Here is a 14,923-nt window from a genome sequence, read left to right as displayed (position 1 = left end):
CGTCAATTCATTATCATGGAAAATTATATCATGGATTTCTCCAACATCAGGCTTGCAGATGTTCCGGAGGTAGGAGGCAAAAATGCGTCCCTCGGTGAAATGACCGTAGCCATGTCCCGTACCGGTATCCGCGTTCCTGAAGGTTTTGCTGTTACAACAGCGGCATTCAGGGATTTCATGGATGCCAACAAGCTGCGGGACTGTTTTAACCTGCTGGATCAGCTGGACCGTGAGAACTACGCGAACCTGCATGAAACCGGCGCCGCGATCCGTTCAAGGATACTGGAAGGCAGGTTGCCGGAGCCTGTTACCGCACAGATCGTGCAGGCATATGTAAAGCTGTCCGCCGGTACGCCACTGTCTGTAGCGGTACGCAGCAGCGCCACCGCCGAGGATATGCCCGACGCCAGTTTTGCCGGCCAGCACGATTCCTTTCTCCACATTACCGGCATAAAGGATCTGCTGCATGCTGTTGTACAATGCTATGCCTCTTTGTTTACTGACAGGGCAATTAAATACCGGGAAGAACGAAAGATCGGACATGCTGCGGTGGCCATCTCCGTGGGTGTTCAAAAAATGGTAGCAGCGGACACCGGTTGCTCCGGCGTCTGCTTTACCCTCGAACCTGAAAGCGGCTGCGGGAATATCATACTGATCACCGGTGTTTGGGGCCTCGGCGAAAATATTGTGCAGGGCACTGTAGAACCGGATGAATATTATGTGTTCAAACCCTCGCTCCGGATGGGTAAACAAGCCATCATCATGCAGAAAACGGGTAGAAAAGAAACCATCCTCCGTTATGCGAAAGACAGCCCGGCACTTGAACGCGTGGATACACCGGAAGACAAAAGGATGACACCCGTTCTCGAAAGCGGGGAAATAACCATGCTGGCCAACTGGTCGCTGGCCATTGAAACGCATTACCGCTGCCCGATGGACATTGAATGGGCAAAAGACGGTTCCGCCGGTGATATCTATATCCTTCAGGCTCGCCCGGAAACGGTGCATTCCCGTGCGGATAAAAGTGAGGAAAAAGATTACCGCTTGCTGGAACGCGCGGAAGCCATCGTAAAAGGCGAAGCTGTTGGCAACGGTATTGCAGCCGGCATCGCGCGCCTGCTTCATTCACCGCTGGAAGCGGAAACCCTGCAGCCAGGCGATATTATCATTACCGCGAACACTACGCCGGACTGGGACCCGCTGCTGAAAAAAGCAGGCGGTATTGTGACCGACTCCGGGGGCAGAACGAGCCACGCTGCTATTGTTGCGCGTGAAACGGGCATTCCTGCCATTGTTGGCACCGGCAACGCCACCGCCGCCATCAGGGACGGCAGCGCCGTCACCATATCCTGCAGCGAGGGTAAAACCGGTTTTGTATATCCGGGCAAGATTTCCTTCGAAGTGCTCAGTAAAGCGGGAAACGGCCTGATGATGCCGGACGGCACCGAAGTAACACTTATACTGAGCGACCCGGACCAGGCATTCAGACTCGCCGCCGGACCCGGTGACGGTGTAGGCTTGCTGCGAATGGAATTCATTATCACGCATACCGTGAAGGTGCATCCCATGGCCCTGGTAAACTTTGACGTGCTGGAAGACGATGCCGCGCGCCGCCAGATAGAAATATTGACACAGGGCTACCGCGATAAAAAGCAATACTTTATTGACAGGCTGTCTTCAGGCATTGCCATGGTGGCCGCCGCATTTTATCCCCGGAATGTGATCGTGAGAATGAGCGATTTTAAAACAAATGAATATGCGCAGCTGACCGGCGGCAAAACATTCGAGCCGGAAGAAGAGAACCCCATGCTTGGCTTCCGCGGCGCATCGCGGTATTATCATCCTTTGTACCGGGAAGGTTTCGGGCTCGAATGCCAGGCCGTAAAAAAAGTACGGGATGAAATGGGACTTACGAACGTAAAAGTGATGATCCCCTTCTGCCGGACGGTGCAGGAAGGACGCAAGGTACTGGAAGTAATGCGTTCTTATGGCCTGAGCCAACGGGAAAACGGGCTGGAGGTGTATGTGATGGCGGAGATCCCTTCCAATGTCGTCAATGCCGCCGGTTTTGCGGAGATATTCGACGGCTTTTCCATCGGCTCCAATGATCTTACGCAGCTGGTGCTGGGTGTGGACCGCGATTCTTCCATTCTTGCCGGCTTGTATTCGGAAGAAGACCCCGCCTGCAAGCTCATGATCTCTCAGATGATCCGGGAAGCCGGCCGCGCCGGCGTACCGGTAGGGTTCTGCGGGCAGGCGCCCAGCGACATTCCCGGCTACGCATCGTTTCTTGTTTCATTGGGCATCAACAGCATTTCGTTCAACCCCGATGCGTTGATAAAAGGCATAAAGACTATCCGGGAGGCGGAAGAAAATCTGCAGGATGCCGGTAAGCCGGGGCACGCTGATCACCATCATTCCCGGACCGTATGAGGATCATTTTTTCCGGGAAGTTGTAAAGCTAAATTCGAACAATAAATTTTATCCTATCATCTTTAAATTACGAGTACAATGCAACCACTTTCATTATCAAAGGGAGGCAGCCTGCTTCCCGCTTTCTGGGATGAACTTTTCCCCGGATGGCTGGATTTTAACGGTAAAAAAAATACGCCGTTCCTGACGGTTCCCGCTGTGAATATCAGCGAAGAAAAAGACCACTTCAAAATTACGCTGGCGGCGCCCGGCCTGAAAAAAGAAGACTTCAACATCAATGTGACCGGCAGCCTGCTTACGATCAGCGCGGAAACCACATCATCCAGGGAAGAGAAAGGGAAAAAGTTTACCCGGCAGGAATATAACTACAGCAGTTTCTCCCGCTCTTTTGACTTGCCGGAAAGCGTTTTGTCAGACAAGATCGACGCGGCTTATGCAGACGGCGTACTTCTGCTTACGCTGCCCAAAAAGGAAGAAGCCCTGAAAGCCACAGCCGACCGGCAGATAACGGTACAATAACGGATGGCTTTCCCCCGGCCTAAAAGCCCGGCATGCCAATGCGCCGGGCTTTTAGATAGTCCGCCTGCCGCTCCTGCATGATTTCATGATGTCAAACTTCCTGTTATGACACGCCGGAAAATTATACTGCTTGCGTTTTTCATCCATCTTCTTTTTGTACTTGCCTGTTCCCGTGAAAAAGTACAATATAATGCCGCCGGGATCGAGGGGCACATTGTGATCCCGCCGGGAAAAATCCCCCCGGAAGATTCCCTGCCACCGGAGAGGCTTCAATATACTGACATCATGCGGCACCTGCTGCACGGCCAGTTGTCAAAATGGCCTGTGCAAACAGATACGCCGCTTCCCGGCGCTTTGTTGCCTTATCACCGCGTAGTAGCATATTACGGTAACCTCTATTCCGCGCAGATGGGTATCCTTGGGGCGCTTCAGCGGGATACGATGTTGAGCAGGCTGAAGGAAGAAGCCAGGAAATGGGAGGCTGCAGACAGCCTGCTTCCCGTATTGCCCGCATTACATTACGTTGCGGTCACCGCCCAGCGCCTTCCGGGCAACAGCCGGCAATACCGGTTGCGGATGCCCTTCTCCGAAATCGACAAAGCCCTTGAAATGGCAAGATCCGCGAAAGCCATCGTATTCCTGGATATCCAGACCGGTCACAGCGCCGCCATCGTGGAAGCAAAGGCCTTAGCGGAATATCTCATGCAGCCGGATGTTCACCTTGGCATTGATCCGGAATACAATATGAAAAACGGGGAGGTGCCATGTTCCGTGATCGGCACCATGGATGCGGCGGATATTAATGAAGTATCGGCGTTCCTGGCCGAACTGGTACAGCGTTACGAACTTCCGCCGAAAATACTGGTTGTGCACCGCTTTACACAGGCAATGGTGACCAACTACAGATCCATTCAGCTGCGGCCGGAAGTGCAGATCGTGATGAACATGGACGGCTTTGGCGGCGTGGCTAAGAAAAAAGATTCCTACAATGCCTGGATAGCCGGACAGCCGGTACAGTTCACCGGTTTCAAACTGTTTTACAGGAACGACGTGCGTACCGGAGGACGGCTGATGCAGCCGGAGGAAGTGCTAAGGTTATACCCCTCTCCTGTTTACATCCAGTATCAATAGCTGCCCCTTGTTGTCCGGTGAAAATTCACTTTTCATTCTAAAAAAATTCACCATGAAAAAAGTACTCCTTGCCTTCGACGGCACCAATTATTCAAAAGGGGCGTTTACATTCGCCCGCCGCCTGAACCAGCTCGAACCTTTATTGCTCATCGGTTCATTCCTTCCGCAAATAGACATTTCTTCCAGCTGGAGTTATAATACCGGCCGTTTTGCCGCTACAATGCCCCTGCAGGAAGAATTCAGCGCAACAGTGATTGAGGAGAACATAAAGCTTTTTGAATCCGATTGCCAGCGGTACGGGATTGAATACAGGATTCACAAAAGCCGTTACGATATGGCGATCCCGGAACTTCGAAAGGAAAGCCGCTTCGCAGATGTGCTGATACTTGGCAGCGAATCTTTCTATCATCAGCTTGGCTTTGAAACGCCAAATGAGTACCTCCGGATGATGGTGCAGGACTCGGAATGCCCTGTAATCGCCGTTCCTGAAAATTGCCCCATTCCACAAAATGTTGTGTTGGCTTACGACGGAAGCGAAGATTCAGTATTTGCCATCAAACAATTTGCCTGCCTGTTCCCTTTATTGGCCAAGCTGGAAACTACGCTGGTATATGCCACGGAAAAAAAGCATGTGGAGCTGCCCGACAAAGACCTTATCACCGAGCTGACTGCCCGGCATTTCCCCCGCCTGACCGTGAGGAAGCTGGAGAATACGCCCAAACATCACTTCAGCAAGCTGCTGGGGGAATTGCGGGCCCCCATTATGGTCACCGGTTCCTATGGGCGCTCTGACCTGTCCATGATGTTCAGGCGCAGCTTTGCGGCAGAGATCATCAACGAACACAAGCTGCCGCTATTCATTGCTCACCGTTCATAGTTACCGGAATGCTGCATCTCTTCATCATGCTGATTTTCCTCAGGGCTGCGCCGCAGCCCGTCAGCGTGCCCGTTTTGTGTTATCATAATATCACTGCCGGGCACGCACATGCATCATCTTCACTCTATATAAGCGAAAATGAGCTGCTCGGTCAAATGCGAACATTATCAGACAGCGGGTATCACAGTATCTGTCCGGATGAGCTGCATGCACGAGGTCATACGATTGGCTGTCATACCTGGGATCATCCGCGGGCTTCCGGTGATCAGGGCCTGCCAGGCGCAGAACGGCAGCTTTACCAGTCCAGGGAAACGCTGGAAAAGATCACCGGCTCGGCAGTCACCAGCTTTGCGTATCCCTTCGGGAAATGGAATGAAGCAATAGTGAAACAGCTACAGGAAAACGGGTTTAAAATTGCCTTTCAGCTATCCGGCCGCAGCACGAGCAAGTTTCCTCAATTTACCGTTAGACGCCTCATGGTGAATGGCAACTGGAACGGCCCCCGCTTGCTGCAGGAAATGCGGAACCTGCAACTTAAATGACCATCCGCTCCTTCCGGCGTTTTACCGTTCCTGCTGTATTCCATTTTAAAAGGATTACCATGCAGACCGCCGCTACAAATACCGGTGCGGGAAATGCGGTGCACCGCTATTACCAGTGGCGCAAAATGACCCATGCCATGGATATGGATGACAGGCATCACCGGAATGGCTTCTGACCGTCATTGCAAACAGCTACTGTTTATACGAGATTTACAGCATGAACATTTCACTTTTAAACTGTAGGTTATGCAAACTGCTCATCCTCACACCGCCGCCCGGCAACGTATCAGACCGGTACTTACTTCCGCTGAAATAGCCTGGAGCATTACGCTTTTGCTGGCTTATCTGGGCCTTCCCTTTCTGCGTGAACTACTGATCTGGACGTTGTTGAAGCTCTACGAAATATTCATTATGAATCTCTGCTAACATTCTTTCAAAATTTTATGACAATGACTACCGAACAATATCTGATTAACATCACCTATGCAGGCAAGGTCCTGCAATTACCGGTACGGATCATTCATGAAGGCTTCTTTTACAAGATCTGCGTTGATATCGACGGCACTGAAGTGAGTTTTGCCCGGGACGATCATAATGGCTTGCGGCCGATGAATCATCAGAAGGACTTCGAGCCGCAGTTCCTGTACCTGGTTGGCAAAGCGATACAGCAACAGCGGCTGGCGTACAACTGAGCACAGTATGAAGCGCATCCTTACCATCACCCTGAACCCGGCCGTAGATGAAACATCTTCAGTAGGCTCCCTTCAACCTGAAAAAAAGCTGCGGTGCTCGGCGCCTGTATTCGAGCCCGGCGGAGGTGGTATCAACGTAGCGAGGGTCATTAACCGCCTGGGCGGCCGTGCCTTACCTCTCTACTTCTCGGGAGGTAATTCCGGGAAGCGGCTTACAGCGTTGCTGGCGGAAGAAGATATTACGGGCCTGCCGGTGGAGATCCACGGGGAAACCCGTGAAAATTTGAATATCACCGACCGGTCTACCGGACGGCAATACCGGTTCATTATGCCGGGCCCCACGGTCAGCAGCGCCGAATACCTGTCCTTGATGCAGGCTGCTCAGGCTGAAATGGACAACACTGAATACCTCGTCTTCAGCGGGAGTCTGCCCCCGAACGGAAGCCAGGGAATATTTAAAACGCTCGCGGAAACCGCGATGCAAAAAAAGGTCAGGCTATTAGCCGACACTTCCGGAGAGGGCCTGCGGGAAGCATTAGAAGCCGGCATATACCTCGTAAAACCCAACCTGGGCGAACTCGCTGCATTGACCGGCTGTGAAACTTTGCTGGAAGCAGACGCCGTATCAGCCGCCCGCGGCCTGATACGACAAGGCAGCTGCCAGGTGTTCGTCATTTCAATGGGAGAAGCGGGGGCATTACTGGTCACCGCAGATATATCGGAAAAGATCCCCGCTCCTATAGTGAAGCGGGTGAGCACGATAGGCGCCGGAGACTCGATGGTGGCGGGCATCGTGCTGGCCCTGCAACGCGGACAGGATATCCACGCGGCGGCACGATTCGGGATAGCCTGCGGAACAGCCGCAACCCTTAATCCCGGTACAGCACTTTGCAACAAAGAAGACGCTGAACGTCTTTATGGGCTGATGAATACCGGTAGTAAATGCCGCTGACTTCTCATTCTTTAAAAGCTCACCGCAAATCAGCACTGTTTCTGCCGGTAAGCAGACAAATACCCCCTGTTATTGTCGCGTTTCACCCCCGAAGAAACGCGCCCATCCGCTAATTTTGGCATATGAAAGCAACCTATCTTCCCCCGGCGCCGGGCATTGCGGAATATGTGCAGGAAATACTTGTCATCGAGCATTTCCGGGTAACGACGCCTTTTGTATTGCCGCTTTTCCCCAATGGCATGCCTACCCTGCTTTTCCAGACGGCTAAAGGAAAGATAGGGAACGCCACCAACAACCTTACGTTATTCGGGCAAACGGTATTCCCGGATACGCTTACCATCAGCGAGCACTTCACCCTTATCGCCTATTTCTTCAAGCCATACGCCCTGAACGCGCTGTTTGGCGTGTCCGCGCAGGAGCTGACGGACAGTCCGGTTGATCTCAACCTGCTGCCGGCATCCGTGAGAACCGGCCTGCAGGAACAATTGCTGAACGCATCTTCCAGCAGCGAAATGATCTCGCTGCTGGACAACTATATCTTCCGCCTCACGACGAAGATCAAAACGGATATGCGCGTCATCAGGTATGCCGTTGAGAAGATCGCCGGGGCGCCTTCCAAAAAGAACCTGGTGGAAGTGCAGCAGGACCTCTATATGACCGGGCGCACGTTCCAGCGCCTGTTCGAAAAGAATATCGGCATTATTCCCACACAGTTCAGAAGGATCAGCCAGTTCAATGCCGCCTTCCGCCAGCTCAACACACGCCGGTTCAAAAGCCTTACCGATATTTCCTACAGCAACGGTTATGCAGACCAGAGCCACTTCATCCGCGCGTTCAAAGAATTTACTTCCATGACGCCCAGCCAGTACCTGGCCTGGTGATTTTGTCAGTTTCGTTCTATTTCACCGTTGCGGATGTGAATAATTTTGAGGTATCAATAAAAATAATCAACATGACAAACAACATCTATCCCTGCCTCTGGTTTGACGGGCAGGCCCAGGCAGCAGCAAAGTTCTACTGCTCCATTTTCAGGAATTCAAAGATCAAAGCAGACAACCAGATGGTGGTGGAATTTGAGCTTGACGGCAAAAAGTTCATCGGCCTGAACGGCGGCCCGCAGTTCAAATTCAATGAAGCGGTTTCCTTTGTAATAGACTGCGAAACGCAGGAAGATATCGACTACTACTGGGAAAAGCTCACAGCCGACGGCGGCAGCGAAAGCAGCTGCGGCTGGCTGAAAGACAAGTTCGGCATATCCTGGCAGGTGGTGCCCACCATTCTGCCCAAATTGCTCAGCAACCCGGACAAAGCGCAGAAAGTAATGGAGGCGTATATGAAAATGAAAAAGTTCGATATCAGCGCGCTGGAGAATGCGTAAGGACGTGGGAAAGCCTTCAGGTTTTGCGGCCTGAAGGCTTTTCTTGTGTATATTTGATGTCATTTGCCGATACATCCCTATACACCTGTCAAAGTAAAAATCAAATGGGTAATGATTTAAAAGCCGTCTTCGAATACATTAAAAGTGACTGCACCCGGTATAATATGACGCCCAGTATTCCAAAAATCCTGGGAGTGCTGATCTGGAGCGGTAATCATTGCCTCCGTTATTCCATCTGGTTCCGGCTTAGCTCACGGAAGAACATCTTCCGGTTACCGGCGAAATTCATGCTGCGGAGATACGCCGTCAGATATGGCATCCAGATACCCAGTAATACCTCAATAGGATATGGCCTGTTTATCGGCCACGGGATCGGCATCGTCGTTAACCCGACGGCAATTATCGGGAATAACTGCAATTTAAGCCAGTTCACCACTATCGGATCAAATCACGGGAAAGCCGCTGTTATAGGTGACAATGTTTACATTGGCCCGTCTGTTTGTATTGTGGAGGATGTGAAGATCGGCGACAATGTATCTATTGGCGCGGGAGCCGTTGTGGTGAAAGACATTCCCGATAACGCCACCGCCGTGGGCGTTCCGGCAAAAGTTGTTTCGTATTCCGGCCCCGGCAGATATGTAACGAACCGCTGGCAAAGTTCAACTTCAAATAACGCGATGATCGGTTAACTGAAATACCCTGTTCATTAAACTGCCGTTTTTTGTCTTCCGCGGAAGTGCAACTTTACGTTGTAAAAACAGCAATTATGAAACCGTTCAACATTTCATCGCTGCTGGCTGCCATACTGATCGCAGCCTGCACGTTTGTTTCCTGCAAAAAAGATAAAGATGGCCCCGCTCCCGGAGAAATAATGGAAGGGAACTGGAATGGCCTGTATGCCGAGGATAATGATGACCCTGCCTTTTACTTTGAGCTGGTCATTCATCGCGATGGCACCCTGCAGGTCAAGTCAGGAAATCCGGCCGACCCGTATGTAATGCCCGGCACCTGGAGCCTGAACAAAGATGTGTTCAAGGCGGTTTATCATGATCAGGATGCTTATATGAATTTAACAGCAAAGCTGGATGGAGCGAAGAAGAAATTATCCGGCAACTGGGGATATGGAAAAGAGATCCCGGATTCGGGAAATTTTCTGGTGACCAAAGAATAATGCCAGTATTTACAAAAATGGCCGGCCATTACCCTGACCGGCCATTTTTGTTTATTGCCAACCGGGATTTTGTCCCAGTGCGGGATTCCTCTCCCGCACCGTTTGCGGGATCGGGTAGAGATATTTGGCGTCTATCCATTCCCTGGCCCCGGGGTTCCACATCACTTCACCGGAAGTACCGTTTGACAGTTGTATACGGCCCACCGCGGTGGAGGGGCTTACATCCACAAATGCAATACCGGGCGTGGTGGAAGGCGGCTTGGTGCCCTGATAGAAAACCACGTCCATGATGCCGTCGCCGTTCAGATCATGCTCGCCCAATGCGGGAACATACATCCCGTTCATCGGCGCGTCTTCAAATAGCTCACCGAGTTTCCAGCGCCGCAGATCATCCGGACGAAGACCTTCAAAGATCATCTCCACACCTCTTTCACGCAGCACTTCCAGCAGCACGGGATTCGTGAATTTATTGTCGAAGAACGCGAGCATGTACGGGTCCGCCACCGTTGGCAATGTAGTCAGCGTGGGGCCGGTGATGCCCGCTCTTTCGCGCAGCGCGCCGATGGTGGCCGCCCAGTCTCCGGCGGTCATGGTGCCAAGCTCCGCCAGTGCTTCCGCTTTGTTGAGCAGCACTTCCGCCCAGCGCATGATGATATGGGCGTTGTCGTTACGGCTTTCGTCATCATACGGGTAACGTTCGTCGTAACACCATTTGATGGGCTGGTAGCCGGTGACGGTCTGGCTAAAATTCGGCGGGGCAATAACAGGAAGACCGTTTTCCGTTCTGCGGTAGTCGCCGAGGCGGATCGTTTGTTTAAGCCGGAGATCGCGGTCCTTCACTTCGTCCACGAACGGCGTTGTGGCGTACCCGGGGTTGCTGGTGAAAGGTGTTCCATCAAGATTGAGATAGGTATTCACGAAGCGGCGGGTAAGGCTGGGACGGTTGCCGTAGGTGGGACTGATGAACCGGCGGTTGGCGGAGCTGAAAACCTGCAGGTTGCTGCTCAGCGCCACAGCGAGGATGGTTTCATCGTTGAAGGGCGACCGGGTGATGAACAGCTCCCGGTAGCCCCTGTCCGGCGCCGCGCCTTCATGCAGCGAGTAGCCTTTGATCGCGTTCGCTTCCGTTACCACTTCCCCGTACCAGGCGGCAGCCGTAGCCTGCTGGTTGTATTCCGTATGGTATTTGCGGAACGACGCTTCAAACAGGCAGATCCTTGTTTTGTATGCGCGGGCCACGTTCTGGGTGATGCGGGTGCAGGTAGGATCAACAGCGGGCGTGCTGCTGATGTTTTCGATCGCGTAGTTCAGGTCCGCCAGCACTTTGTCCATCACTTCAAACCGGTCATCACGCGGCGCATTCAGCTTTTCAACATCGGTAATATCGATCGGTTTATCGATCCAGGGCACATCACCAAACCTTTTTACTTTCTCGAAATAGAACAGGGCGCGGAAGAAGTGCGCCAGGCCAAGGTAATGCCCTTTGGTAGCCACCGTGCTCTTTTCGGCGTTTTCAATGAAGTAGTTGATGTTGCGCAGGTCCGTCCAGCTCCAGCCGGAACTGGTGATGGGGGAAAGAGCGCCCACGGCCAGGTAGTTATCCACGCCATTGCGGGCTACCAGGTCCGAATTGTCATCCCCCTGGAATACGCCTACGTCCGTTCCCGGCAGCAGGTCATAAAACGAGTTCGTATATAATTCCAGGCCACTTTCCGACCCGAAAACAGCGGCATTGGTGGCTGTGTCTACCGGTTCCTCTTTCAGGTCGCAGGAGCTGGCTGACAACAGCATCGTCAATGCGAGGGTGTAGTTGAATATTTTTCCAGTCTTCATGATTTAAAAATTAAGGGTCAAACCAATTGATACCGCTTTCAGCATGGGATAGTTGTAGCCATCGCCGCTGGTGCCTCCGCTCAGGTCCCGGTCAGAGCCGTAAATGCTGGTGATGTCCGTATCGCGGGTCCACTTGTATAAGGGCGACCACGTCCAGAGGTTTTCTCCCGACACATATACTTTCAGGTCGCGGGCGTGTATCCTGGATACCAGGCGTTGCGGAAGCGTATACCCGATCTGTATGTTTCTCAGCCGGATGTAAGCCGCATTTTGCAGGAAGCGGTCGTTGGCCACCTGTAACGCGCGGCCGGAGCCCTGGGCTACATACCCTACGAGGCGTGGCAGGTAGGCGTCAAAATTGCCCAGCTCTTCGCGGAACATATTGTTTTCATGCCAGCTCGGGTATGCGTTATATGGACGGTTATACTGGCCCCAGAAGCGCGCTTCAGACGAGGGATACCAGTCCTGTTTCATCACTCCCTGGAAGAAAGCGGACAGGAAAAATCCGCTCCAGTCGCCGGAAAGCGTCAGACCGTACACATAGCGCGGCTCGGAGTTGCCGATAATGGTTTTATCGCCGGAGTTGCCCACCTGGTTAAGGCCCTGGTAGATCACGTTGTCGCCATCCAGGTTTTTGAACTTGAGGTCGCCCGGGTAGTTTTTACGGGTGTTGGTGTTGGGAATATTGGATTGCGAAGGTGACTTTGAAATTTCGTCAGCCGACCTGAACAGGCCCTCTACCCGGTAACCCCAGATCTCTCCGATACGCTGGCCTACATAATAGTCGGTCAGCCTTTTCTCCTCGTTGTTGTCGAATTTGGTAATGTATGCCCATGAATCCGCTAACGTAAACCGGACACCGTACCGGAAGGGTTTCGACGCCATCTCGAACTGGTCTGACCAGTTAATGGACAGCTCCCAGCCGGTGGTCTCGAGGTCCGCATAGTTCCCCTTCGGCACCGTGGTACCAAATACTTCCGGCACTGTAGGGCCTTCGGTGAACATATCTTTCGTCCAGCGGCGGTAAACATCGCCGGTAAACGTCAGGCGGTTGTTCAGGCTGGAGAAATCCAGACCAATGTTGGCCGTAGTGGAAGTTTCCCAGGTAAGCCCCGCGGGCACCACGCCTGGCTGGCTGGTCATTTGCGGCCGGATGCCGTTGATGATGCGGCCGGACTGCCTGATACTGAACTTTTCGTTGTAGGAATACGGATCGATGTTACCATTACCCAGGGAACCGTACGACGCCCGCAGTTTTACATTGGACAATGCTTTCGGGCTCACGTTCCAGAACGGCTCTTCAGACACTCTCCAACCCACCGACGCCGAGGGGAAGAACGCCCATTGCTGGTCTGTAGGGAACTTGGAAGAACCATCATAACGCCCGTTCACTTCCAGCAGGTAGCGTTCGCGAAAGTTGTAGTTGATACGGTAGAAACCGCCCGCGATCGCCCATTTCTGGTTGCCGCCGGTAGTGGTGATCTGCTGGCCGAGCGCCAGGCTGATATCGTCCGCATCCGCATAAACAATACCGTTCCGCTGCGCCGTCAGGTTGGTATAATGCGATTGTTCATAGTTGAAACCCGCCAGGAAATTAAAGTTATGCCCGCCGGTGAGCTGCATTGCATAGTCCGCATAAAAGTTGGTGGCGAGGTAATTGGTCGTTCTTCTCCGCTCCTGCAGGTCGTTGGTGTTGGTGCCGGTATAACCGATCACGTCTTTCGTCCGGCTGTATGGCACCTGCACGCGGTTCTGCTGCGAAGCGATGTCTGTGGTCTGGAAAGTGAAGTCCGAGCGGACGGTCAGTTTATTATCGAAGAACTGCGCCTTGGCGCCGATCTTGTTTTTCAGGAAACGCTGCGTATTGTCTATCGCGTTCCGGCCGATGTAATAATCACCCACCGTATAGGCCGCTGAGAACGACAGCGTGCCGTCCGGGTTCAGCAGCGGCGCCAGCGGATGGCCTTCGTCCGCGATGTTGCGGTAAATCCCGCTTCCCTCGCCTACGTTCAGCGGCTGGTGGTATTTCTGAACGGAATACTCGGTGTTGTTCTCCACCGTCAGCCAGGGTGTGACCTGTATGCTGCCTTTCGCCCGCAGATTGTGCGCCTTGAATTCGTCGCTGTTGTAGCGGAATAAACCATCCTGCCCGTTGAACCGGCCGCTGAGGTAAAAAGCAGCCTTGTCGCTGCCGCCGGAAACGGAGAGGTTATGGTCGTGCGCGCCAAAGTTCCTTTTATATAGTTCCCGGTACCAGTCGGTGCTGTAGTAGTATTCGTAGTCACCGGTAGTGGGGTTTACTTCCACTCTCGGCAGCGAGGGATCTTCCCATCTTCTTTTGATCTCCGCGAGGTAGGCGGGAGAAAAGCTGATGGTTTTGTTGACGGCCGTAGGCGTGTTGCCGTTGTCGTTCCACCGGGACCATGCATCGCTGAACCCCTGGGCCCAGGGGTAGGATTCGGTGATGTTGTCCGGCACTTCGGTGGGTGATTTGATGGCGTAGTTGGCGGAATAGGTAACGTTGGTTTTTCCGCCCTTTGCTGTCTTGGTGGTGATGAGCACTACGCCGAAAGCCGCGCGGGCGCCGTAGATGGATGCGGATGCCGCGTCTTTCAGTACGGAGATGCTTTCGATGTCGTTGGGGTTGAGCATGCGGGGGTCGCCTTCCACCCCGTCGATCAGCACCAGTGCGCTACCGCCCTGCCCCACCGAGGTAGTACCGCGGATGTTGAAGGAAGGTGACTGCGTAGGTTTTCCGTCCAGCATCTTGAGGTTCAGGTTAGGCACTACGCCAACGAGCCCCTGCGCCAGGTTCGGCACCGGCCGGTTCTGGAATACTTCGGGGCCTACCTGGTCTACCGCTCCGGTAAGGTTCACTTTCTTCTGCGTGCCGTAGCCTACTACTACTACCGCGGTGAGCGATTTTGTGTCTGCCTCCAGCTGTACGTTAACGGTACCGCGCTGGCGGGGGTTCACTTCCTGGCTGAGGAAACCGATATAGGAAAATACCAGTATGGCCTCCTCATTCGGAACAGTGATGGCGTAATTCCCGTTGGCGTCTGTGAGCGTGCCGGTGCGGGTACCTTTGATGGCGACGCTTACGCCCGGCAAGCCCTCGCCGGTAGCGCCGTTGGTAACACGGCCCGATACCCGGTGTTCGGCCACCGGAGCGATGGCGTTCAGGTGCGGCGCATGGATGCCGGCTTTCGCCCAGCCGGCGCCGCCACCCAAAAAGATCAACGCAACGCAGGCCAGTGCTTTTTGCAGGAGGTGGCCCGGCAGATGAACGCTGTTTTTGGAGCAATGCATAAAGTAGATTTTGATGATGAGAAATTGGTTTTCACGTAAATAATAATGACAGGCAACAACGTATAGACGAAATGTATTGACATAGC

Annotated in this window: 15 protein-coding genes; 13 read left to right on the top strand and 2 right to left on the bottom strand. The window is 53.1% G+C overall.

Annotated elements, in window-relative coordinates:
• The first annotated feature begins 15 nt into the window (after positions 1-15).
• The 13 genes from ppsA (at position 16) to CCY01nite_RS16445 (ending at position 9,695) form a co-directional block, all read left to right on the top strand.
• A complete protein-coding gene (gene ppsA, locus CCY01nite_RS16505) occupies positions 16-2,433 on the top strand; it encodes a phosphoenolpyruvate synthase (RefSeq protein ID WP_146864166.1) in 2,418 nt (805 codons plus the stop codon).
• 78 nt (positions 2,434-2,511) lie between these two features.
• On the top strand, positions 2,512-2,952 hold the full coding sequence (locus CCY01nite_RS16500; protein ID WP_146864163.1) for an Hsp20/alpha crystallin family protein: 441 nt from the start codon (positions 2,512-2,514) through the stop codon (positions 2,950-2,952).
• A 105-nt stretch (positions 2,953-3,057) separates the two neighbouring features.
• A complete protein-coding gene (locus CCY01nite_RS16495; protein ID WP_146864161.1) occupies positions 3,058-4,083 on the top strand; it encodes a hypothetical protein in 1,026 nt (341 codons plus the stop codon).
• Between the two features lie 52 nt (positions 4,084-4,135).
• Positions 4,136-4,960 carry an adenine nucleotide alpha hydrolase family protein gene (locus CCY01nite_RS16490; protein ID WP_146864158.1) on the top strand — a complete coding sequence of 275 codons (825 nt, stop codon included), beginning with the start codon at positions 4,136-4,138 and terminating at the stop codon, positions 4,958-4,960.
• 155 nt (positions 4,961-5,115) lie between these two features.
• On the top strand, positions 5,116-5,502 hold the full coding sequence (locus tag CCY01nite_RS16485; protein ID WP_186831096.1) for a polysaccharide deacetylase family protein: 387 nt from the start codon (positions 5,116-5,118) through the stop codon (positions 5,500-5,502).
• Positions 5,499-5,678 carry a hypothetical protein gene (locus CCY01nite_RS16480; protein WP_146864152.1) on the top strand — a complete coding sequence of 60 codons (180 nt, stop codon included), beginning with the start codon at positions 5,499-5,501 and terminating at the stop codon, positions 5,676-5,678. The genes CCY01nite_RS16485 and CCY01nite_RS16480 overlap by 4 nt, the downstream gene beginning before the upstream one ends.
• Positions 5,679-5,748: 70 nt before the next feature.
• On the top strand, positions 5,749-5,928 hold the full coding sequence (locus CCY01nite_RS16475) for a hypothetical protein (RefSeq protein WP_146864149.1): 180 nt from the start codon (positions 5,749-5,751) through the stop codon (positions 5,926-5,928).
• 23 nt (positions 5,929-5,951) lie between these two features.
• Complete coding sequence (locus CCY01nite_RS16470; protein WP_146864146.1) at positions 5,952-6,194, top strand: hypothetical protein; 243 nt, start codon at positions 5,952-5,954, stop codon at positions 6,192-6,194.
• A gap of 7 nt (positions 6,195-6,201) precedes the next feature.
• Positions 6,202-7,146 (top strand): 1-phosphofructokinase family hexose kinase, encoded by a 945-nt coding sequence (locus tag CCY01nite_RS16465; RefSeq protein ID WP_146864143.1) that lies wholly within the window; start codon positions 6,202-6,204, stop codon positions 7,144-7,146.
• 122 nt (positions 7,147-7,268) lie between these two features.
• Positions 7,269-8,027, top strand: a complete 759-nt coding sequence (locus CCY01nite_RS16460; protein ID WP_146864140.1) for a helix-turn-helix domain-containing protein — start codon at positions 7,269-7,271, stop codon at positions 8,025-8,027.
• A gap of 71 nt (positions 8,028-8,098) precedes the next feature.
• Entirely contained in the window at positions 8,099-8,524 is a 426-nt protein-coding gene (locus CCY01nite_RS16455; RefSeq protein WP_146864137.1) for a VOC family protein, read from the top strand.
• Positions 8,525-8,718: 194 nt separating this feature from the next.
• A complete protein-coding gene (locus tag CCY01nite_RS16450) occupies positions 8,719-9,213 on the top strand; it encodes a serine O-acetyltransferase (RefSeq protein ID WP_222614419.1) in 495 nt (164 codons plus the stop codon).
• A gap of 77 nt (positions 9,214-9,290) precedes the next feature.
• Entirely contained in the window at positions 9,291-9,695 is a 405-nt protein-coding gene (locus CCY01nite_RS16445) for a hypothetical protein (protein ID WP_146864134.1), read from the top strand.
• A gap of 51 nt (positions 9,696-9,746) precedes the next feature.
• On the opposite strand, the gene CCY01nite_RS16440 is transcribed toward CCY01nite_RS16445, so the two are convergent.
• Both CCY01nite_RS16440 and CCY01nite_RS16435 read right to left on the bottom strand, forming a co-directional pair.
• Positions 9,747-11,528 carry a RagB/SusD family nutrient uptake outer membrane protein gene (locus CCY01nite_RS16440; RefSeq protein ID WP_146864131.1) on the bottom strand — a complete coding sequence of 594 codons (1,782 nt, stop codon included), beginning with the start codon at positions 11,526-11,528 and terminating at the stop codon, positions 9,747-9,749.
• 3 nt (positions 11,529-11,531) lie between these two features.
• Positions 11,532-14,837 (bottom strand): SusC/RagA family TonB-linked outer membrane protein, encoded by a 3,306-nt coding sequence (locus tag CCY01nite_RS16435; RefSeq protein ID WP_146864128.1) that lies wholly within the window; start codon positions 14,835-14,837, stop codon positions 11,532-11,534.
• Between the last annotated feature and the right edge of the window lie 86 nt (positions 14,838-14,923).

The sequence above is a fragment of the Chitinophaga cymbidii genome, assembly GCF_007992715.1.
Taxonomy (GTDB): domain Bacteria; phylum Bacteroidota; class Bacteroidia; order Chitinophagales; family Chitinophagaceae; genus Chitinophaga; species Chitinophaga cymbidii.
This window is presented reverse-complemented; position numbering and strand designations above follow the sequence as displayed.

Bases quoted from the DNA above. Each gene is read 5' to 3' on its own strand.
- ppsA (WP_146864166.1), top strand. From the start codon at position 16: ATGGAAAATTATATCATGGATTTCTCCAACATCAGGCTTGCAGATGTT.
- CCY01nite_RS16500 (WP_146864163.1), top strand. From the start codon at position 2,512: ATGCAACCACTTTCATTATCAAAGGGAGGCAGCCTGCTTCCCGCTTTC.
- CCY01nite_RS16495 (WP_146864161.1), top strand. From the start codon at position 3,058: ATGACACGCCGGAAAATTATACTGCTTGCGTTTTTCATCCATCTTCTT.
- CCY01nite_RS16490 (WP_146864158.1), top strand. From the start codon at position 4,136: ATGAAAAAAGTACTCCTTGCCTTCGACGGCACCAATTATTCAAAAGGG.
- CCY01nite_RS16485 (WP_186831096.1), top strand. From the start codon at position 5,116: ATGCGAACATTATCAGACAGCGGGTATCACAGTATCTGTCCGGATGAG.
- CCY01nite_RS16480 (WP_146864152.1), top strand. From the start codon at position 5,499: ATGACCATCCGCTCCTTCCGGCGTTTTACCGTTCCTGCTGTATTCCAT.
- CCY01nite_RS16475 (WP_146864149.1), top strand. From the start codon at position 5,749: ATGCAAACTGCTCATCCTCACACCGCCGCCCGGCAACGTATCAGACCG.
- CCY01nite_RS16470 (WP_146864146.1), top strand. From the start codon at position 5,952: ATGACTACCGAACAATATCTGATTAACATCACCTATGCAGGCAAGGTC.
- CCY01nite_RS16465 (WP_146864143.1), top strand. From the start codon at position 6,202: ATGAAGCGCATCCTTACCATCACCCTGAACCCGGCCGTAGATGAAACA.
- CCY01nite_RS16460 (WP_146864140.1), top strand. From the start codon at position 7,269: ATGAAAGCAACCTATCTTCCCCCGGCGCCGGGCATTGCGGAATATGTG.
- CCY01nite_RS16455 (WP_146864137.1), top strand. From the start codon at position 8,099: ATGACAAACAACATCTATCCCTGCCTCTGGTTTGACGGGCAGGCCCAG.
- CCY01nite_RS16445 (WP_146864134.1), top strand. From the start codon at position 9,291: ATGAAACCGTTCAACATTTCATCGCTGCTGGCTGCCATACTGATCGCA.
- CCY01nite_RS16440 (WP_146864131.1), bottom strand. From the start codon at position 11,528: ATGAAGACTGGAAAAATATTCAACTACACCCTCGCATTGACGATGCTG.
- CCY01nite_RS16435 (WP_146864128.1), bottom strand. From the start codon at position 14,837: ATGCATTGCTCCAAAAACAGCGTTCATCTGCCGGGCCACCTCCTGCAA.